The organism is Streptomyces sp. NPDC102259, assembly GCF_044766465.1.
Lineage (GTDB): Bacteria > Actinomycetota > Actinomycetes > Streptomycetales > Streptomycetaceae > Streptomyces.
Map to the genome: position 1 here is coordinate 15831 of NZ_JBIWMA010000041.1, position 20405 is coordinate 36235.

The window sequence follows — 20405 nt, forward strand, 5'->3', positions numbered from 1 at the left end:
ACGAACCACTCGAACCATAGATTTGGGCAGGAGGTCCGGCCTGGTTCCGTATACACCATCGAGCGTCACGAATTACCGCCAAGCATTCTCGCGAAGTCGTCTTCTGTTCCATTCCATGGCACCGCCCACTTACGTGCAGAGTCACCCTTGCCAACTTCCACGTTGATATGGGGACCCTTCACCGGATCGTAATCCATCCTAAACCTCTTGAATTCTCCGTTAACCCGAGTAGTGAATCCCACTACCTTGCCGTAGGTCGTCGGCGCAGATTCGAGACGTCCGATGTACGGCTGCCGAGTAGCCGGATCAACTTCACCCAGCAGATCAAGCGCCTTGTTGCGAGCTTGTTCGAAGCTGCCAAAGCTAGGCAGGGTTACTTCCTTGCACGCCCCTCCGGAATTGTGAACCAGAACCGGCGTCTCCCCCGCCAGCACATAGTACGTGTGGAGGCCGTCGACGGTGAGATTCCAGCGGTTGGCATCACCGGGTGTGGCATGTGTGGAGACGACGTAGGCGTGTTGATCGGTGGGGGTGTTGAGGGTGTCGCCACGGTGGAGCTTGCCAGCGGGTACCCAAGTGCGTGTGGAGTCGTTCCAGAAGGGGTGGCTGGCGGTGGTGTGGAGGGTGGCGGTTTCGCCGTCCTCGCCGCGAATCGTGAGATCGAGCAGGTCGTAGTCGTGGTTTATCAAGACGTGCTGGACCGTGCGGGATCCTACGTGTTTGCCCGATTTTTGGTCGGCTGCCTCGACCTTGTCACTGAGCTCGATCTTCCCAATGGGCTTGGTCTTACCGCCCTCCATGAGCACGGGCGTGTCGGGCGAGAAGCTGCAGCCCGATTGCACTGCCCGGGATCCAGTGGGTCCAATTCTGACACCGGCGGAGGCCAGAGCCTCAACGAATTCGCCGCCCAGTTCTACTGTCCGTTCCCAGACTCGGGCATCCTTGTCACACTCCGGGTTCGCAATGCAGTAGGTAGCGGCGATTTCTTTTGCCCCCGCCACATCATCCGGGTGCTCGAGATAGTAGGCGTATGCGTGATTGCAGGCGAGACGCCCGTAGCAAACAGTTTCAGATTCTCCGAAGACGCTTGTCTGAGGGGCCCAATAACCGCCAGCAGTAGATGAGAGCTTGTTACTTCCGGCCTGATAGTAAGAGCTTCCCAGTCGACTTGCATCGTTCGACGATGGGGTTGTCGAGGCAACATACATCTGGTGAATAACGGTCTTGCTGTTGCTGGGAGTGCTGCCTGAGCCGATGTAGTCGTGCATCGCTGCGTCGGTGCTGGCCTTGTTGCCTGGCGTGGAGTTGAGGCAGGAGGGGCAGTTGCGTGTGGGGCAGTCCGGACCCGCGCAGAGTCCGGAGGGGTCACTTTTGGTGATGGGGTTGCCTGCGGCGTAGGTGTAGCCGGCGATTTGTTGGTCGTCGGTGGCTTCGAAGAGGGGGTCGAGGCTGGTGAAGCGGCCGAGGGTGGGGTCGTATTGGCGGGCGCCGAGTTGGGTGAGGCCGGTGTTGGCGTTGTCGGGGGCGTTGAGGAAGCCTCGGTTGTCGAGCCAGTTGACGGTGGTGCCGCGGGTGCCGCCGTAGGGGGTGAACTGGCGCCAGGTGGGGGTCTGGGCGGTGGAGTCCAGGTAGAGGCCGCTGGTGCCGTGGGGGTCGCTGATCTGGAACTTGTAATTGGTGCCGGTTCCGGTGCGCACGACAGTGCCGCCGCCGGGCAGGGGCAGGTAGCGGACGCCGGTGGTGGTACTGCCTGTGAGGGTGAGCTGCTCGCCGGGCAGGTAGAGGGTGGTGCTGGTGGGGTCGGTCTGGAGCAGGACGTTGCCGTCGGCGTCGTAGATGTAGCCGGTGGTTCCGGTTTTGCCGCCGCTGACCTGGGTGAGCTGTCCGGCATTGTTCCAGGTCAGTGTCTGGTTGCCGGCGGCGATGGTGTTGCGGTTGGTGGTGTTGCCGGTCTTGTCGTAGGTGTAGCTGGTGGTCGCGGTGCTGGCGCCGCTGGCCTGCGTGGAGGCCAGCGCGTGGGGCTGGATGGTGCCGTTGCCGTTGTAGTCGTAGGTGTAGCTGGTGGTGGTGTCGCTGCCTCCGGTAGTGGAGTGTTCGATCTGGTGCTGGCGCTGTCCGAGGACGTCGTAGTCCCAGGTTGTCCAATACGCCGTGCCGCCGGTGAGGAGGTCGCCGACCTGGGCGTGGGCACTCGCGGTGGGGACCGCGCCGCAGTCGTCGGTGGCGGTCCATGCCTGGGTGAGCCGGTTGAGTTCGTCGTACTGGTAGCACTGGGTCTCAGGGGCTGCTGTGGCGCCCATGCGGCTGGTGACCTGCTTGGTGGTGTTGCCAGCGAGGTCGTGCGTGTAGTTCTGCTCGTCGACCTTCGCCGGGGTGGTGGAGCGCGTCACCAGCTGGTCGGTGAGGGCTCCCGTGTGTGGGTCGTAGGCATTGGTGAGGTAGGCCAGGTTTGTTCCCATGCCCAGGGTTTCCTGGAGCACCTGGCCGTAGGCGGTGTAGGTGGTGTTCTGGGCGTAGCCGTAGGAGGTGGTGGACAGGCCGGCAGGCGTATCCAGGTCGGGGTGGTAGGTGTGGGTGGCGATTTCGTTGGGCAGGCCGCCGCCGAGGGGGTAGTTGTCGGTGTAGAGCAGGCCGGTGTCGGGGCTGTAGGTGTGGCGGAAGGTGTAGGTCTTGCCGCCCAGTGCGCCGTGGACGGCCGGGATGGTGATGGATTGTCCGAGTGATTCGCCGAAGGCGTTGAAGGCCAGTTGCTGGGTGGTGTAAGCGTTGCCCGCGTTGTAGGAGGTGGCCGTGGTCGTCCGGCCGATCGGGTTGGTGACGCCAGAGACGGCGTTGTCGTTGTCGTAGGTCCAGGCTGCCGTCTGGTTGCCAGTGGCGCCGGGAGCTTGAGCAGCGATCGTGGAGGCGTACTGGCCGGTCTGGCGGTTGAGTACGTCGTAGGTGTAGGAGACGCTCTTGCCGCGGGCGTCGGTGGTCTGGGTGAGGTGGCCGGCTGTGTCGTAGACCATGCTGGTGGCGCCGGCGTCCGGGTCGGTCTTGGACGTGGTGCGGCCGAGCAGGTCGTAGATGGTGGTCCAGGTGCTGCCCTTGGCGGTGACGGTGTTCTGCTTTCCGTGCCCGTCGTAGCCGTAGGTGATCGCGTTGAAGGTGCCGCCGCTGACGGAGAACAGGCCGGTGAAGGTGTTGAGCGGGGTGCTCAGCGTCGGCCGGGCGCTGTAGGAGTCGACCTCGGACGTGCGGCCCAAGGGGTCGGTGCGGGTGGTCTTGACCGTGCCGCCGACCGGCGGGATGACCGTGGTGGCGTCCCCGCTGTAGACGGTGGTGGTCTGCTCCTTGAGCACCGAGTACTGCTCGGAGCTACCGACGACCACGCGGCCCAGACCGTCAAAGGTGAAGCGGTCCTGGCTGGGGATCTTGGAGTCCTGCGTGGAGACCGGCGAAAGCGCCGGGAGGCTGTCCGGGTCCCAGTAGGCGTTGTTCTGTTTCCACACCCAGCCGTGCGAGTCGTAGAACGATTCGGCGATCATTCGGCCGCCCTGCGGGGTCGGCGCCTGCGTCTGCCGCGGCCGGCCGAGCGAGTCGATGAGGGAGTAGGAGGTGATGTAGCCCAGGGAGTCGTTCAGCGTGTCGGTGGTGGTGCCCGACTGGCTGGTCTGGGAGACCGTGTAGGTGTACTTGGTGTCGGCCGGAGCAGTGGTGGGCCGGTTGTGCTGCCACACCTCGGTGGTGCGCCCGAGCGCGTCGTAGTGGACGGCGGTGGCAATCCCGTTGGGGTCGGTGGTGGTGAGGATGAGGCCGCGGGTGGGGTCCGAGGTGGTCCTGGCGGTCTGGTTCTTGGCGTTGGTGATCGTCGTGCCGGTGGTCAGACCGGCACTGTCCACGATGTAACCCGCGCTGGTTTTGTTGCCGCCGGCGTCGTAGCTGTCGGCGGGCCGGCCGTAGGCGTCATAGGTGGCGCGGGTCTGGGTCTGCCAGGTGAACGCACCTCCGCTGTAGCCCGAGGCCTCCCGGGTCATGGTGATTTCGCCCTTGGTGGGCGCGGTGGCCTGCGGGAAGGCGGTGGCGAAGGTGGTGTCGTCGTAGTGGGTCCTCGTTGCGGAGACCACCTGGTCCGGGCGGGTGACGCTGGTGGGCGCGGTGAGGTTGTTGAGGGTTTTCGGCACGGTGGCCGGGGTGTTCTGGCTGAATCCGGCGCAGGCGACCGAGTCGGTCTCCTGCGCGGCTGTCAGTCCGACCAGGTTGGCGGTCGTGTTGGCCTTGGCGTAGGTGATCGCGGTGCATTGGTCGTAGGCGGCGACGGCGGGCACGGTGTGGGTGTAGCTGTAGGTCAGCAGTCCGAAATTGTCGTCCGTGACGGTGGCGTCGTAGGTGTTGTCGGTTTCCGTCACCCGCCAGGTCGTGGCGCCGCCGGTGGTGAGCGCCTGGCGGCTCCAGTTTTCCGCGGTGTTGGTGGCGTGGGCGGTCAGGGCGGGCATGCCGGTGCGGGCGCGGGTGGCTGTGGTGGCGGAGATCCAGTAGGAGGTGACGGTGGAGTTGTCCACGCTGCCGCCGACTCCGGTGTACGCGGTGGTCTCCAGTGCGTTGCCCGCCAGTTGGTTGCTGTCGGTGTGCACGCCACCCTGGGAGTCGGTCACGGTCACCGTGCGGCGGCTGGACGAGGACAGCCAGTCGTCGTCCATGCCGCGGTAGTAGGAGGTGACCGATTTGGTCTGGGGGTCGTTGGAGCCGTTACCGCTGCGGGTTTCTACGCTTGCGTAGCCGCGGAACTGGCCCCAGGTGCGGTACTTGGCTTTGACGACCTCGTTGTCGTCGTGGTGCCAGGCGGCGCCGCCGTTGTAGAGGTAGTTCGTCTGTTTGGCGAGCGCGCCGCCGGTGCTGTCGGTTTCCAGGACCTGGGTGACGGCGTATTTATGGAACCAGTCGGTGACCGGGTTGAGGTAGTCCTTGGGTGTCCAGGACACCGGGTAGCAGGACTTGGTGTTGGTCTTGGGATCTGCGCTGGCCACGTAGGTGGTGGTGCAGGCGTCCGGCAGGTCGTAGCTGACGGTGGTCAGGCCGCCCAGTTCGCTGGTGATGGCGGAGATGCGGTACCGGTAGAGGCCAGGGAAGTTGGAGGTGTCGACCCGGTTTTTCAGGTCCACGCCGGCGAATTTGACATCCGGCAGTGTGATCGTGGAGGTGGAGCCGCCGGCGGTGGCGTCGTTGCCTTCGCGGGTGATCGAGGCCAGCCAGAGGGTGGGTGAGGTGCCGTCGCCGGTGGCGGGCTCGCTCTGGTGCAGGGTGTAGGTGTCGATCGTCTGGTACTTGGCGGCCGCGACGCTGTACTGCTGGACCTTGATCGAGGCCAGTCGGACGGTGGAGAAGAACGAGGGTGATTGCGCGGCGCAGGTGGCCCCCGAGGCGCACACGAAGTCGAAGGGCACATCCGGGTACTGGCTGGCGGCGGTGCTCGCCGAGAGCGGGTCGCACGTGGTCAGGGTGCAGCGCGCGGCGGTGGTGAAGACGACCTGGTCGGGGACGGTGCCGTAGGCGCCGCCGTCGCGGAAGCCGTAGTCGATCCGGGACAGGTGGGAGTCGCGGACGTAGGAGACGTTGTGGGCGCCGTTTTCTTCGCCGTAGTAGTTGGTGCCCTGGGCGTAGTAGTACGCCATGGCGTTGGCGTGGGTGTCGACGACGTAGTCCAGGTGCCACTTGTAGGCCATGGTGCACACCGAGGCGCTGAACCCGGACGAGCTGTAGCAGGGGTCTCCGGAGTGCGCGGAGTACACCGGGGCAGTGTCCACCGACTTGGTCGTGGCCTTGCCGGAGGCCCAGCCGGGCAGCTGATTGCGGCCGAAGTAGTACTGGGTGCCGGCCCGGTCGGTGACGATCCAGTAGTCGGTGTTGTAGGTACCGGACCCGTTGTTCGCATTGGTGACGTGCTTGACGGTCGAGCCGTTGTCCTGGGCCAGCTTCCACGTTCCGTCGCTGTCATTCTTCACCAGGGCGGTGGAAGATCCGCCCAGTGCCAGGCTCAGGATCGCTCCGTCATAGCACTTGTCCCCGCTGGAAACCGGCGAGGCAGTGCCCTCAGGTGAGTCGGAACAGGAGGTGAAGCTCTGCTCGATGGAGGAGTCTGGTGTGGCCCAGCCGTCGCCCACCCAGGAGGACTGGGCCTGGGCGGAGGAGGTCTGCCCGTCCACCGAGCCCGAGTCGTAGGCCAAGCCCACCGAGGGCTTCAGCAGTCCCGAAGAGGGCGCCAGGCTGATGGGATAGTTGTAGGTGAACGAGCCCGACGGGTTGCCACCCGTCCACGACCCGGACGGTGCCAGGGTGGTCGCGTCGTAGCTGCCGACCGCACCGCCCTCCGTGGTGCTGGATGCGGTCGCGGCCAGCACCATCAGCCTGCCGCCGCTGGCGGTGCCCGACGTCGGGGAAGCGCTGTATGAAGCCGGGACGGCAGCCGTGTCAGCGGATGCTGAAGCCTTTGAGGGGGATGTCTGCGGCGGGGATCCCTGCAAGGTCAGGGTGGTGGTCAGTTCGTGGGCCGCGGGATCCTGGTCGGTGGGGAGGGGGGTCTGGGTGCGGCAGGCGGCTCGCTCTGGGGTGGTCAGGGCGCAGGCGGGGAGTTGGACCAGGTGCATGCGGTCGGCGTAGTTGCCGCCGTAGGCCTGTGCGAAGGCGCTGTAGTCCAGGCCAAGTTGTACTTTCCCGCTGCCGCCGACGGTCGGCCGGGCGGCGAGGACGACTCCGCTCACGCCGAGCTTGGTGGCGTCCTGGTGGGGCAGCACGCGCACCGAGACGCCGTTGGGTCCCTGGTAGGAGCCCTTGGCCGGGCTCACCGTGCGGGCCCATACCGGTGTGCCGGCGGCCGGTGCCCTTGCCCCTTGCTTCGCGCCGGTAGGCGGGGCGGCCAGCGTTGCGGTGCCGGTCACCGCGGCGGGCCAGGTGGCCTTCTCCGGGCGGAAAGTCTGTTTGGTCTGGTCTTTGACCTTCAGTTTGCGCGGGGTGAGTGTCGTGACGTCCTTCACCGAAGCGGTCTGCTGCACCGCAGGTGCGCCAGCTCGGGCCTGGGTGTCCGCGGCTGCGGGGACCGCGGTCGGCGCGGCTAGGGCCAGCGCCACCACCATGGCACCGACGATCCGTTGCCGAGCGCCGATACGACGCACGTTCTGTCTCAGCCGAGCTGTCCTGGACATGATCGATCCCCCCACTTGCCCTGTATGCAGGCACGACGGCGCTCCACACCTTGATCAAGATGCGGCTGCGCGGGCGACTATCGCAGAGCAGGGGAGCCGCCGGACAGTAATCAATTCCGGCAAATCTTCACAATTGGAAGCCAAGGATTCGCAAAACTTGCTGCTCGTCTCGGACATGCCAGGCATCTCGCTATCAATCAGCTCTGCCACAGACACCCAAAAGCCTGTCCACTGGAGCGCCGATCGACATAACTGATCATGTTCGAAGCAGACCTGGGGGGTACCTGACGGTGAGATCCACCCTGCGCAGAAGAATGCTGAGCACGGCGCTTGTTGCCGCGCTCAGCACGCTGTCGCTGTCCGGCGTGGCAACGTCCGCCCACGCCGATGCAACATCTGAGGCGTCGTCACCGAAGTTGCCGCTGGACGAGGCACGGGCCTCGAGAAAAGCGCATTCCACCGGCAAGGCCGTGACTGTGGCAGCCGCAACCACGCCGACAGAGTCGAAAGTAGCCAATCCGGACGGCACCTTCACTCTGACCCAGTCGGTCGCACCGGTACGCAAATACGTTTCCGGCTCCTGGAAGAAGCTGGATGCCACGCTGGTCCGGCGCTCCGACGGCGCCGTCGCCCCGGCGCTCAGTACGACGGGCCTGATCCTGTCCGGGGGCGGGGACGGCCCGCTTGCGGTGATGAAGGACCACAGCCGGTCTCTCTCGCTGACGACGCCGGCATCCCTCGGCCCACTGCCCGCCCCCACTCTGGACGGTTCCAGCGCCACCTACGCCGATGTCCTGGACGGGGTGGACCTGAAGGTCACCGCCGATGCCCAGGGCGGCTTTTCCGAGATCCTCATCGTCAAGAACGCCGAAGCGGCCGCCGACCCAGCCCTGGACACACTGGTCTTTCCCACCCAAACCAAGAACGTGACGCTCGCCGTGGACAAGGCGGGCAACATCGCAGCCCGGGACACCACGCATCGCACAGTGTTCTCCGCACCGGCCCCGACGATGTGGGACTCCGCCACTGCCAAGGCCGCCAGCCCGAGCTCGCTGTCTGCCAGCAGGTCGGCAGCCTCGGACACCGATGAGCCGGCCGCGGGTGCGCACATCGCGCGGGTCGCCGCCTCCTACGCCTCGGGGAACATCCGGCTTACCCCCGACGCGGACCTGCTGTCTGCCTCCTCCACGGTATATCCCGTCTACATCGACCCCACCTACAGTGCCGCAGGCGGCACGGTGAGCAGCTGGACCTGGGTCAACTCCGCCGCCCCCAACACCAGCTTCTGGAAGGACACCAGCGCCACCGGCATGCACGTGGGCTACCAGGGCTGGGAAACCCCTTACCACGACTCACGGGCGTACGCGAAGTTCACGGTGGACAGCCGGCTCTTCGGAGCCACCGTCATCGACTCACACTTCTACGCCACAGAAACCTACGCTCCCTCGTGCACCGCGACCGAGGTACAGCTGTGGCAGACCGGCCCGATCAGCTCCAGCACGACCTGGGCCAACAAGCCGGCCCGGACTACTCAGTGGGGCTCTAAAACCGTGGCCTACGGCTACGACCCTTCCTGCCCCGCGCAGTCCCTCGGCTTCGACGTCACCTCCCACATGCAGGATGTCGCCGACGACGGCAGTTTGAGCAGCCTGACGCTGGGTCTGCAGGCCCCCGACGACGATGCGTCGAACAAGTACAGCTGGAAGAAGTTCGACCACGCCACCCTCTCGATGTCCACCACTTACGACCACCGGCCCAACAAGCCTTCGGTGCTGGTCACATCGCCGGCCACCACCTGCACCAGCACAGTCAAGACCATCGGCGATGGCGACGTGACCCTCTATGCGAAGGTCTCCGACCCCGACGGCGGCACGCTGTCCAACACCTTCAACATCACCAAAACGAGCGGTGGCGCGCAGATCGCCAAGCCCACCGTGTCCGCGGCGTCGGGGAAGAACGCCGTCTACATCCTGAAGAAGTCTGTGCTGGAGGCCGCGGCTGGCGGATCGCCGCTGGGCGTGACGTGGAACGTCACCTCCTCGGACGGCACCTACACCTCCCCCGTATCAGCGACCTGCAAGTTCCAGTTCGATGCCAGTCGGCCCGGTGCTCCGGCCATCGCCGACGCCTCCGCATACGAGTGCGGTGACGACGCCAGCCCGGCCTCTTACCAGGTCGGCGTCCCTGCCGGTTTCACCGTGGCGCCCAACGCCGCCGGCGGGACCACCGCCAGCTACCTCTACCAACTCAACGGCACCACCCCGGTCTCCCTGGCCAGCACCGGATCCAGCACAGCCGTCAGCATCACCCCCACCAGGGGCACCAACGTGCTGACCGTCACGGCGGTCTCGGCCGGCGGCAACATCGGCGACACCGCAAACTGCATTCTCATCGCCGCCCCCGCGGCCACCGCCATCGACGGCGACCTGACCGGCGACGGCACCCCCGACCTCACCGCGGTAGGCGCGCAGGCGGGTCTGTCCAGCGGACTGTGGCTGGCCCACGGCACGACCGACGGACAGCTCACCACCAGCGCCACCAACCTCGGCGTCCAGGGCACCGGAGTCAATTCCGCAGGCTCACCGGCGGACTGGAACGGCACCCAGACCATCAGCGGCCACTTCAACAGCGGAGCCGGCTTCAACGACGTCTTGGACTACAACCCCACGACGGGCCGCGGCGTCGTCGTGTTCGGTAGTGGTGACGGCTCAACACTGCACCCCACCAGCGGCGACAGCATCGCGGTCAACAGCACTGTCTTCACCGATGGCAGTGGCATTACCGGTGCCGTCGGCAACAAGGCCACCAGCATCGCCAGCGGGGGCGACCTTTACCACACCGTCAACGGGGAGGACCTTACCGGCTACCCGGACCTGCTCCTGATCGTGGGCGGGCAGCTGTTGGACGAGCCAGGCAACCCCGCCCCCGGAGCCTTCGGCGGCGTCGACAACGCGGTACAGCTGGCCAGCACCAACCCCACCGGCAGCGGCGACTGGACCGGCTGGAGCATCACCAGCAGCCTCATCGACGGAATGCCCGCACTGTTCGCCCGCCACAACAGCACCGGCGCGCTGTACTACTACACCCCGCAACAACTGAAAGACCTCGCGGGCGGCAGCCAGGTCACCCCGCTGCAGGTCGCAAGCAGCGGCTACGGCTCCGCAGCCCTGCCGGTCATCCAGGCCGCCGACCTGAACGGCGACGGCACCCCGGACCTGCGGACCGTCTCCTCCAACGGCGCAAGCACCGCGCGGATCTTCAACGCAGCCGCCGGAACCCTCACCGCGCAGACGGCGCAGACTCTGATCGCCCCCGGCCATGCCTGGCCGCTCGGTGACGGCACCGAGGGCAGCGCGGCCAGTGCCGCCGACACCTCCGCCGGACTGAACCTCACCGGCAGCGGCAGCGGCGCCACCTGGGACACCGACGACGACGTCTTCTCCCCCAACCTTGCGCTGGACGGCACTACCGGTGCCATGACCTCGAACGCGGCGCTGTCGCTGTCGAGTTCCCTGACCGTGTCGGCGTGGGTCAAGCCAGCGGCCGTGGGCGGGGTCATCGCCTCCCAGGACGGCGTGCACAACTCCGGGTTCCTGCTCTACCCGCAGTCGAACAAGCAGTGGGCGTTCTGCCTGGCCACCGGGGACACTACCCGCGGCTACGACTGCGTCGTCGGCGGCACCGCGATCATCGGCCAGTGGACCCGCATCACCGCGACCTATGACCCGGTGTCCAAGGCCATGACGCTGTACATGGACGACCGTCCGGTGGCCCGCGGCTCCCACACCGCCATCGCCGGCTTCACCGGCAAGTTCACCTTGGGCAACAGCCTGAGCCTCGACGCGCGCGCCTCGTTCTTCAAGGGCAACCTCTCCGACGTGCAGGCATGGAACGGGGCTGCGCTGAGCGCCACCCAGGTCGGCACCATGGGCAACATCACCCTGGCTTCCGCGCCGTACACCTTCGCCGGAGTCGGCGACTACACCAGCGACGGCAAGGTCGACCTGGTCGCCACCGACGCAGGCGGCAGCCTGTGGCTCTACCCCGGCAACGGGGGCGGCGGCTGGTCCACCTCCGCGCTCTACATCGGCTCCGGCGTCACCGGCTACACCTTCGCCGGGATGGGCGACTTCGACAAGGCCGGCTACGCCGACCTCGTCGGCCGCGCGCCCGACAACACCCTGCGGCTGTTCCCTGGTGACCCCGGGCACGACCTGCTCACCCCCGTCAGCAACTTCGCCAGCGGCTGGAGCGGATACACCTTCGCCGGCACCCCCGACTTCAACCGCGACAGCAAGCCCGACCTGATCGCCCGCCACCCCGACGGCACCCTGAAGCTGTTCCCCGGCACCGGAACCGGCGCCTCCCTGGGAACGGTGGTGCAGCTGGGCACCGCCGACTGGACCGGCTACGCCTTCGCCGGCGTCATCGACCTCAACGCCGACACCTACCCCGACGTCGTCGCACGCGACACCAGCGGCATCCTGTGGCTCTACCCCGGCAACGGCAGCAACGGCCTCGGAACCCGCTCCCAGCTCGGCACCGGCTGGAACGGCTACACCTTCGCCGGCCTCGGCGACTTCAACGGTGACGGCAACCCCGACGTCATCGTCCGCGACGACGCCACCCGCATCCTGTGGCTCTACCCCCGCACCGCCACCGCCTTCAGCACCCGCCAGCAGATCGGCAGCGGCTGGTAGGCAAGTCCGCCACTCTCTCCGGGGCCGTCCAGCAGCGCTAAGCAACCTCGACGGCCCCGGAGCTCCCCCACGCCATCGCCAAGCTCCCTGACTTCCACTGGAGTTGTACGTGACAGACCAACGCCGTACCGACGTCGGCCGCCGCCAGTTCATACGCCTCACCGGCGGCAGCGCGCTCGGCGCGCTCACCGTGGGAGGCAGCGCAACGGCCGCCTCTGCCGACATCCTCTCCGCCCCCACGCCAAAGCCGTCCCCGGGGATCCCCATGTCCCAGGTGCTCAGCCTGCCACGTACCCCTGCACCGACCACCACGCTGGGCCCCGCGCCGGAGCAGATCACCAGCGGCACGATCACGCCCCCGAGCAGACGGATCCCCTACACCGGTGGCACCGTCGACCCGCAGACGGCCGCGGACGACGTGCCCACCACGCTGCCGTTCGAGTTCACCACCGCCGGCTACACCATCGTCGATGTCCCCGAGGAACTGCGCCCGTGGCGCAACCGGCCGGTCGCCAAGGGCGACACCGGCGCCTACGTAGACGCCGCCGGCGTCCGCATGTTCTACAACGACCCCGACGTCTTCATCAACGGTGACGGCAAGCTCTACGACCAACCCGTCACACAGATCCAGTACGGCCTGGGCTGCCTCGCCTCCTACCGCACCACCGGTGACACGTGGTTCCTCACCCGTGCCAAGGCCCACGCCCAGCGGCAGATCGACCGACGGGTCGAAACCCGCGGCGCCTGGTACTTCCCCTACCCCTTCAACTACACCCACAACGAGCACGGCGGACTCGTCTACACAGCCCCCTGGTACTCCGGCATGGCCCAGGGCGAGGCGATATCCCTGTTCATCCAGCTCGCCCAGCTCCCCGACACCGACGTCACCGCGGAAGAGCGCACCCAGTACCTGGCCGCGGCCGACGGCGCCTTCGCCTCACTACTGCGCGCCGACGACGCCAAACCGTGGGTGATCAACAAGGACAGCGCCGGCTACTTCTGGATCCAGGAATACCCCATCGACGCGCCCGGCACGTCGGACTACACCTTCAACGGCATGATCTTCGCCCTGTTCGGTGTGTGGGACTACTACCAGCACACCCACAACGAACTCGCACTGAAGCTGTGGGACGGCGGCCTGACCACGATCGCCAACTACTACCCGCGCCTGCGCAACACCCGCTGGCTCTCCTTCTACTGCAACACCCACCGCATCGCCCCGCTCTCCTACCACCACCACCACCTCGACCTGTTCATGCAACTGCAGTGGTTCTCCGGTCACTACACCTTCGCCCGCGACATGGACCAGCTGCTGGACGACTACCCCTACCCGGACCTGGTCTCCACCGACCTGCCCAGCGGCGGCACCGTCGCCTTCGCCGCCGGCACCTACACCCTCTACCAGTACGCCACCACCGCCACCGGCTCCTACGACCCCGCCAAGGACGACGCCCAGACCGCCACCCAGCAGGTCACCTTCACCCGCGACACCTCCGCCCCCGCCACCATGCGCCGCCGCATCCACGGCCGCGGCATCTACTACCGCATCAGCGCCGGCGCCTATGCCGGCTGGTGGGTCGGCGAGAACTACACCACCGCGTTCCTGCGCGGCCAGTGGTGGACCAAGACCTACCTCCCCGCCCGCACCCTCACCTTCCCCGCCAACACCCCCGTCGACGTCTACAAATACGGCACCGACGGCGCCGTCGGCACCACCAAGACAGTCCAGTGGGACCACGCCTCCAACGCCCCCTTCGACCAACGCGCCACCATCAACGGCCGCAACATGCTCCGCATCAGCGCCGGCACACTCACCGGCTACTGGGTCTGGCACAACAACGTCACCACCGACGGCCTCTGACAGGACCATCCGCCGGAAAGGCCCCACCCGGTGAAACGCTGGTACCCGGCATCCGCCGGGTACCAGCATGGCTGTGTCACCTTCTCCGGGGGCTCTGGTCCACTTCGTGGGCTCTGTCGGGGTCTGTACGGTGAGTGGTGTCACTCGTCACGTCAGTCATCAACTGTCGCTTCCAGCTCAGGAGTTACACCACTCACCGTACAGACCCCCTCCCGGGACGCCGGCGGTCCGCCCTCAGCCCGCGGATCCGCGACGTCCTCCGTGTCGGCGGTGCTGCCGCAGTCCGGAGCCAGCACCGCATCGACCCGCCTGCGGGCGATCACCCACTCCTGCCATTCCAGCTCGGCCACTGCCAGCTCGGCCTGGATACGGTCGGCCTCCTCACGCAGCCCGTCGACCCGACAGCGAGCTGCGAGCTCGTGCTGTTCCAGCAGTCCGACAACCGACGGCATCCGCAACCTCCCGGGGAGCGACGACATGACAGGTCACGACTCCCACGGAATCACCGCCCCTACGCCTGACCAGCGAAAACGCCGCCCTCAAGTCCGGAAAGACAACAACTTCTAACCGCCGGTGCGGAAGGCGGGGCGAGCTCTGCGGTGAGAACCTCGACGCGCTGACCGGGTGCCGCGAGCCAGGATGCGGCTGCGCTCCCGTTCGGAGGCAGCGAAGAGGACCAGGAGGGCCAGGCGGCGGCGCAGCGCGGGGACCCGGCTGGCCACAGGGCAGATGACTGCGTACGTCTTCCCGCGCCCGTGTACGGGCACTCCCATGGCGAACTCGGGGCTGGCGTCGCGGGCGACGCTGGGGTAGGTGCCGGCCTCGTGGTAGATGAACTCTGTCACCGGCTTGATCAGAGCCTTCTGACGTTGGAGCAGGGCCTCGATTGCCGCCAGGTGCTCCTGCTCGGTGGCCTGCCGCGCGTTCTGTTGTCGCTGCTGGACGGTTTGCAGGCGTTCGACGATCTGGTACTTGCGGATGTGTGCCTGGAGCTGTTCCTCTTCCATGTCGAAGTACCTCCGGGTGATCCACCGCCGCTTGCCTTTGGTGTCCCAGCCCACGCGAAGGCGGTGCGGCCGGGTGGCGTTCTGGCAGACGGCGGCGACGAAGCGTTCCAGCGGGAAGGGGGCGGCCGGCTCCCACTTGCCGTGGCCTTCCCACGGCAGAGGACCGTCGACGCCCGCGCCGCAGTCCTCGCAGTCACACCAGTCGCAGACCGTCCGGTTGTCGCACCATTGGGGCTCGAAGCGGGCGGCCCCGGCCGTGACCTGGACAGGGCCTCCGTCGTCGGGACGGGCGATCTGGACGGAGGGCACGTTGTCCAGCCATGGGGCCGTCTTGCGGTCGGTGAACCAGCGCACCTCGACACCGGCCTCGCCGTACCGGTCGGTGCGTGCCTCGATGTCGGCGATCGAGATGGAGGCCATCTGTGCCTCCAGGGCCACCCGTCGGCTGCCGTCGGGCCAGGTGGCCATCACGTCCGCGCGCCAAGAGCCGTCCGGAGCGGCGACCTCGTATTCAGCGCTCCAGCCTGCCGCGCGGGCGTGGTGGCGAGGTCGAGCTTGAGCAGATGGTGGGCCATGCCATCGCCGGCGGCCCTGGCTTCGCAGTGAGGTGCTTGGTTGGCGTGCCGCAGGAACCACAGGTCGTACGCGCTGTGGGTCTTGTGGACCAGGTGGAGGCGCCAGTCGCACTCGTAGCAGGTCAGCGGTGCGGGCCGCTTGGTCTTGTAGCCGAACACGTGGTGTGGGGGTAGCGCACATGGGGATGCGCCGCCCCCACACTCTCTGTTCCAGGCCGACTTCCCGCACTCGCAGCGGTGCCCGGTACGCCGGGAAGCGTGCTGCTCGACTCCGGCTACTGCTGGCGGCGGCCAGCCCGTCCGACTTCCCAGCGCCGGCCTGAGGCGCGATGCCCGTAAGGCTAGGCCGGCGAAGAACGGGCAAATGCGATCAGAAATCGACCTGGAGAGCCATCTTTCCGATCAAGTAGACACATGAAAGTGAAAGAGTCGGCCCATGGAGTGGGCCGACTCTTTCATGTGCCATTTTCGCGCGCCAACGCGTCAGGCTCATATTCCCTGTTCAATCGCGGTTGGAGCCAAGGAAGCAGGGCACCGTCGCACTGGGCGGCGGTGGTGTGAAAAGTATGGGCACTGAAGGGCGGCCAATCCATTAGCCGCGAGACGAACTGGCTTAAATGGCCCGCAGGTGCATACGCCGGCTTGGGGTGGCAGGGAAAATGCCTGGTCAGGGGTTGATTAAAGGTGTCCCACCTGGAATGCGGATGCCTTTGGCTGTGGGACGGCACTGACTTAAATGACATCCCTATGCGCGGCGTGGCATCCAGGTGGCAGGATGCTGTGCGGCTTCCTGGTGGCGCCAACTGCCTTGAAGCATCGTTTGGTTGGAGCAAAGAGTCTGCGGAGCGCTCACGCGAGCCGTACTGAGCAGGGCCCGTACACAGGGGCCCTACGTGGGTAGAAATAGAGGCGACGTGGGACGACCAGAAAAGCCGATCCCGGACCCCATGAGTCCGATTGGCAGATTTGCCATTGCATTGCGTAACGGGCGCCGGGCGGCGGGCCTCTCCTACGCAGAGCTATCGGATCGGACGCGGTCCGTCAGCCCGGGAACATTGCAGCGGGCCGCCTCAGGTGCTGTGCTTCCCAAGCGGGACGTGGCGCAGGCTTTTGCTGCCGCATGCGCTATGAACGTCGATGAGATCACCCGGCTGTGGCACGTCGCCTATCGAGAGAGTCTGGGTGGGCGCAGCACCAGTGGGACCAGGGGGCCGGAGCCGCGACCTGACCTTGTCGAAGACCTGTCCGGCCTTTGCGTCGCTTTGGAGGAGTTGCGGCAGGCCAGCGGGGCACCGTCGTTCCGGATGATGGAACGTACGGCGCGCGCTACGGGCAAAGAGCTGTCGCGGAGCACCGCCTTCCGGATTACGGCTGACAAGCGAGCACCGGCGTCCGCTGAGTGCCTGGAGGCATTCCTTGTGGCGTGTGAAGTGCCGCCACGGAGCCGTGGGATGTGGTTCGAGGCCTGGCTGCGGGCACGGCGGCACGCCTCCCACCAGAACACTGACAGGCGAGAGGAGATGAAGCAGCTCGAGTCGGTGGTCGCCGCGAACATCCGCGGCCAGGTGGCGCAGGAGACCGCCGTACGGATGCTGCGGAAGGCCGGCTTCGACGCCCGGGAACGCTATCGCCGTTTCGACGCGCCATGGACGGTCGAGTGCCTGGAATGTGCAGCCACGTTCCGCATACGACTGTCCGATGTCGTTCTGGCGCGCGCTACGTGTCCGGACTGTCCGAGGCTCACCGAACGCGTGCGGGAAGCCTGGGCAGAACTCCTGACGAACCGCTCCGGACTGCTCAGCCGCCAGCACACGCGTGCGCTGCGCGCCGCCACCCTGTTGCAGGCCCGCCTACAGCGCGACCACCTGGATGTGCCCGTGTTCGTGGCCGACCGCACCACCCTCGCCACCCTGCAGTCCAGCGCATGGCACCCGGCTTTGGAAGACGCACTGCGGCGCCATGTCCGGCGTCCGTTCTATCTGGATGTCCTGCTCGTGCACGACTACGACACCATGCCTTCGCGCCGAAACGGGGTACGGCATCGCCGGCTCGCCAAAGCCGCCGGCTTCGTGGACAGCTCTCTGGAGACCGAACCTCCCGTACAGGAACCGGACCACGCGAGCGATGCCGCGCAGAACGCAGCAGTCCCAGGGCGTAAAGCCGCCAGAGTGCCGGTGAAGACCGGCCGCCCGGCCCCGGACATCAAAAGCCCTTGGAGGCCGACCAGCAACAGCGGTGCCTGAGACGGCCGGCGGACCCAGGCGCGATCTGCACAGCCGGTCCCGCGAGAGCGCTCGGGCTTACGCCTAGAGATGACTGCGCCTTGCCTCTTTCAGTCATTGGCCACAAGGGACGTCCCAGCATGCCGCTGGCCAAGCCGGCCAAGAGCCCCTTCTCCTCAGCACAAGGACAAGCCCGATGATGCACTGTTCAGCATCTCAGCTGACGGAAGACGCGTCTCGCCCATGCATCCGCCTGATGCTGGGAAGCGACGCCACCCAAGACACCTTCACCAGCTCCTGGACGTGGACGGCCGTCGTCGGCCTCGCCACTCTGGCTATCACCACGTACTTCTCCATCGACCAGGTCCGCAAGAGCCAGCGCACCAAACAAGCGAAACGCTTCCAGCCAGACTACGAACTCCTCAACGAGACCGTCGTCCTCCTCGACAAGCTGGCCAGCACCGCAGCGCAGAGAGCAGATCTGGCCAAACTCTGCGAGCTCCTCAGCCGCATCAAACAGGCGGAACGCCGCTTCCCTGAACTGCCACTCGGTACCGTCGTCGCCCAAATCGACGCCTACAGGAAGACCACGCTGCCTGACGACTTCCGCCGCAAACTCAGCACCAAACGGATCCTCCTGGACGACCTGCTGGACCTCTCACGTCAGCAAGGCGCTGCGATCGCCGGTGCCCTCGCAGCCATCGGGACCGCACAAAACGAGATCGACCGCCGCACCAACTGACCAGGGCGGCCAAACTGCCGCAGGCAGCACGACACACCCACGCCGACACCTGGCCCATGCCTGCCGCAGCCGATTGTGCGCCCGGAGCGGTCCCCGCCTGGCACAGAGCCTCGGTGCCTGTGGGGCAGCTGTTGCTCCATCTCCCGAGCTGTCCGTACCAGTTCGAGGGCTTCGCGGCGCAGATCGCTGGCGCGCTCGCGCATGCTGGACGCGGCAGCGCTGCTGCTACAGGCTGCAGGAGTTGACGTACTGGCCTTCGCGGCCTCTCTGGGGGCTTCCGGGCATACTCGACCTGACCCTCGCCGCGCACCCCGCGCGATGTGGAGGCGGCCCTCGTCGCGCACGAACAAGTCATGTTCGCCCGCGCCGCGGCCGTGGAAGCGGACGACGACGGCCACCGGGTCATGGCGATCCGGCAAGCGCGAGAGGTCGAAGGTGGCGAAGGAGGCGGGTCACCGTGCGGCGAGTCGGGCCGGCGCCGCGGAACCCTGGAGCGCTCGAAGGCGAGTCGCCCGCCCTCCCACACCGTCGAAGACGTCGGGCACGAGAACTTCCCGGACCTGTACGTATTCCCTCCTTCGACCAGGACAGCGAAGGGGAAGACTGCGGCCGACTCATAGGCACCGCCGACGACTCCCACGGCGCCTGCCCTGGAGGGGCCCGAGCCGGGCGGGGGTCGGGCCCCTCCTGCCGCCCCTCGGCCGGTAGCCGGCCGCCGCCTGTGTGCATCCTGACCCTCACGGCCTGCGAATGTGATGCTTTTGCCGCCTGGCTGGCTGGTGGACACAGAGGTGCTCGGTGATGGCCTGGACGATCTCCAGGCCGGATGGACCACCTGATACCGCAGTCGGTGCTCAGCAGGCGAGTGCGCATCGCTTCGTGGTCTGCGCAACGCCCCGACCACAGGCCCGACCATGAAGGCCAAAAACCCGACGATCTGGGTTCTATCGGTCGTTGCAACACCTCAGCCCAGAGGTGGCAGTGGACAGTGCAGTGCGTACGACCCGAAAGCCCCAGGGCAACAGGCCGTTGGTTCAAGAACGGGACGCATACTTCCTGCTTGTGGATCAAGGAATGAGCTTTGCCGAGGCTGCTAGGTGTTGTCTGACAAACGATCTTGGGTGGGTTCGCGGAGCCAGAGGATCAGTGAGGCGAGGTGGACTCCGGCCTTGTAGCGGTCGGCGAGTTTGTCGAAGCGGGTGGCGATGGCGCGGAACTGCTTGAGGCGGTTGAAGCAGCGTTCGACGACGTTGCGAGCCTTGTAGAGCTCGCGGTCGAAGGCCGGCGGTCTGCCGCCGGCCTTGCCTCGCCGCAGGCGGTTGGCCTTCTGATCGGCCCGCTCGGGGATCACGGCTTGGATGCCCCGCCTGCGCAGGGCCTGGCGGATCGCCCGCGACGAGTACGCCTTGTCCGCGATGACTGCATTAGGTCTGCGGCGAGGCCGTCCGGCGCCGGGCCGGGGCACCCTCAAGGCGTCCATGACCTCGTCGAAGACGGTGGAGTCGTTGACGTTGCCGGGCGTGACGACGACGGCCAGGGGCAGACCCCGGCCGTCGCAGGCGAGATGGACTTTGGTGGTCAGCCCGCCGCGGGACCGGCCGAGCGCCTGGCGAGCCGCCGCACGTGCCGGATCTTCCAGTTCGTCCCCCGCCGCCGCCCCTTTTTGCGGGCTCCGGCGGCGTGCTGGTGGGCCCGGTTGACCGTGGAGTCGACCGACACCGTCCACTCCACGGTTCCGACGGAGTCGTCCCGGACCTGGACCTGCTCGAGCAGTCGGGCCCAGGTGCCGTCCGCCTCCCAGCGGACGAACCGCTCATAGGCTGTCTGCCACGGCCCATAGCGTTCCGGCAGGTCACGCCACGGAGCACCGGTCCGCAACCGCCACAACACCCCGTTGATCACCTGCCGGTGCTCCCGCCACGGCCGCCCACGACCGTCAACACCCGGCAGCAAAGGCGCTATCCGCTCCCATGCCGCATCCGTCAGCTCACCACGACCCACCACAAGATCAATTATCAGACAGGCCCTAGAGATCGTCTTCAAAGGTCAGATCCAGAGCAGGATTGAGGCGATGGTGACGGCGGCGTGGTAGGACTCGCGTGTCTTGTCGTAGCGAGTGG

General features: G+C 66.8%; 8 protein-coding genes and 2 pseudogenes. 5 read left to right on the top strand and 5 right to left on the bottom strand.

Annotated elements, in window-relative coordinates; all coding sequences use genetic code 11:
- Window positions 1-65 precede the first annotated feature (65 nt).
- Window positions 66-7109 carry a polymorphic toxin-type HINT domain-containing protein gene (locus ACIRPU_RS42410; protein ID WP_403878017.1) on the bottom strand — a complete coding sequence of 2348 codons (7044 nt, stop codon included), beginning with the start codon at window positions 7107-7109 and terminating at the stop codon, window positions 66-68.
- A gap of 545 nt (window positions 7110-7654) precedes the next feature.
- Between ACIRPU_RS42410 and ACIRPU_RS42415 the strand changes: the two genes are divergently transcribed.
- Complete coding sequence (locus ACIRPU_RS42415; protein ID WP_403878020.1) at window positions 7655-11878, top strand: FG-GAP-like repeat-containing protein; 4224 nt, start codon at window positions 7655-7657, stop codon at window positions 11876-11878.
- A 109-nt stretch (window positions 11879-11987) separates the two neighbouring features.
- Entirely contained in the window at window positions 11988-13739 is a 1752-nt protein-coding gene (locus ACIRPU_RS42420) for a D-glucuronyl C5-epimerase family protein (protein WP_403878023.1), read from the top strand.
- 212 nt (window positions 13740-13951) lie between these two features.
- Here the strand turns inward: ACIRPU_RS42420 and ACIRPU_RS42425 are convergent.
- From ACIRPU_RS42425 to ACIRPU_RS42435, 3 genes and pseudogenes are all read right to left on the bottom strand, one after another.
- Window positions 13952-14191: pseudogene (locus tag ACIRPU_RS42425) on the bottom strand (hypothetical protein); the annotation flags it as partial.
- A 111-nt stretch (window positions 14192-14302) separates the two neighbouring features.
- The gene (locus ACIRPU_RS42430; protein ID WP_403878026.1) at window positions 14303-15214 is read right to left on the bottom strand and encodes a hypothetical protein; all 912 of its coding nucleotides are present in this window, start codon (window positions 15212-15214) and stop codon (window positions 14303-14305) included.
- Entirely contained in the window at window positions 15214-15480 is a 267-nt protein-coding gene (locus tag ACIRPU_RS42435) for a hypothetical protein (protein ID WP_403878029.1), read from the bottom strand. The genes ACIRPU_RS42430 and ACIRPU_RS42435 overlap by 1 nt, the downstream gene beginning before the upstream one ends.
- A 788-nt stretch (window positions 15481-16268) precedes the next feature.
- Between ACIRPU_RS42435 and ACIRPU_RS42440 the strand changes: the two are divergent.
- From ACIRPU_RS42440 to ACIRPU_RS42450, 3 genes and pseudogenes are all read left to right on the top strand, one after another.
- Window positions 16269-16460: pseudogene (locus ACIRPU_RS42440) on the top strand (helix-turn-helix domain-containing protein); the annotation flags it as partial.
- A gap of 381 nt (window positions 16461-16841) precedes the next feature.
- A complete protein-coding gene (locus tag ACIRPU_RS42445; protein ID WP_403878041.1) occupies window positions 16842-17564 on the top strand; it encodes a hypothetical protein in 723 nt (240 codons plus the stop codon).
- A 235-nt stretch (window positions 17565-17799) separates the two neighbouring features.
- Window positions 17800-18285, top strand: coding sequence for a hypothetical protein (locus tag ACIRPU_RS42450; protein ID WP_403878032.1), 486 nt, complete (start codon window positions 17800-17802; stop codon window positions 18283-18285).
- Window positions 18286-19378: 1093 nt separating this feature from the next.
- Here ACIRPU_RS42450 and ACIRPU_RS42455 read toward each other — a convergent pair.
- A protein-coding gene (locus ACIRPU_RS42455) for an IS5 family transposase (RefSeq protein WP_403878038.1) occupies window positions 19379-20286 on the bottom strand; the annotation gives its coding sequence in 2 pieces (ribosomal slippage) (window positions 19379-19941 and window positions 19941-20286; 909 coding nt in all).
- Window positions 20287-20405: the final 119 nt, after the last annotated feature.

Coding starts and splice junctions, on each gene's coding strand:
- ACIRPU_RS42430 (WP_403878026.1), bottom strand. CDS start 15,214: ATGGCCACCTGGCCCGACGGCAGCCGACGGGTGGCCCTGGAGGCACAG.
- ACIRPU_RS42410 (WP_403878017.1), bottom strand. CDS start 7,109: ATGGTGGTGGCGCTGGCCCTAGCCGCGCCGACCGCGGTCCCCGCAGCC.
- ACIRPU_RS42450 (WP_403878032.1), top strand. CDS start 17,800: ATGCTGGGAAGCGACGCCACCCAAGACACCTTCACCAGCTCCTGGACG.
- ACIRPU_RS42445 (WP_403878041.1), top strand. CDS start 16,842: ATGAAGCAGCTCGAGTCGGTGGTCGCCGCGAACATCCGCGGCCAGGTG.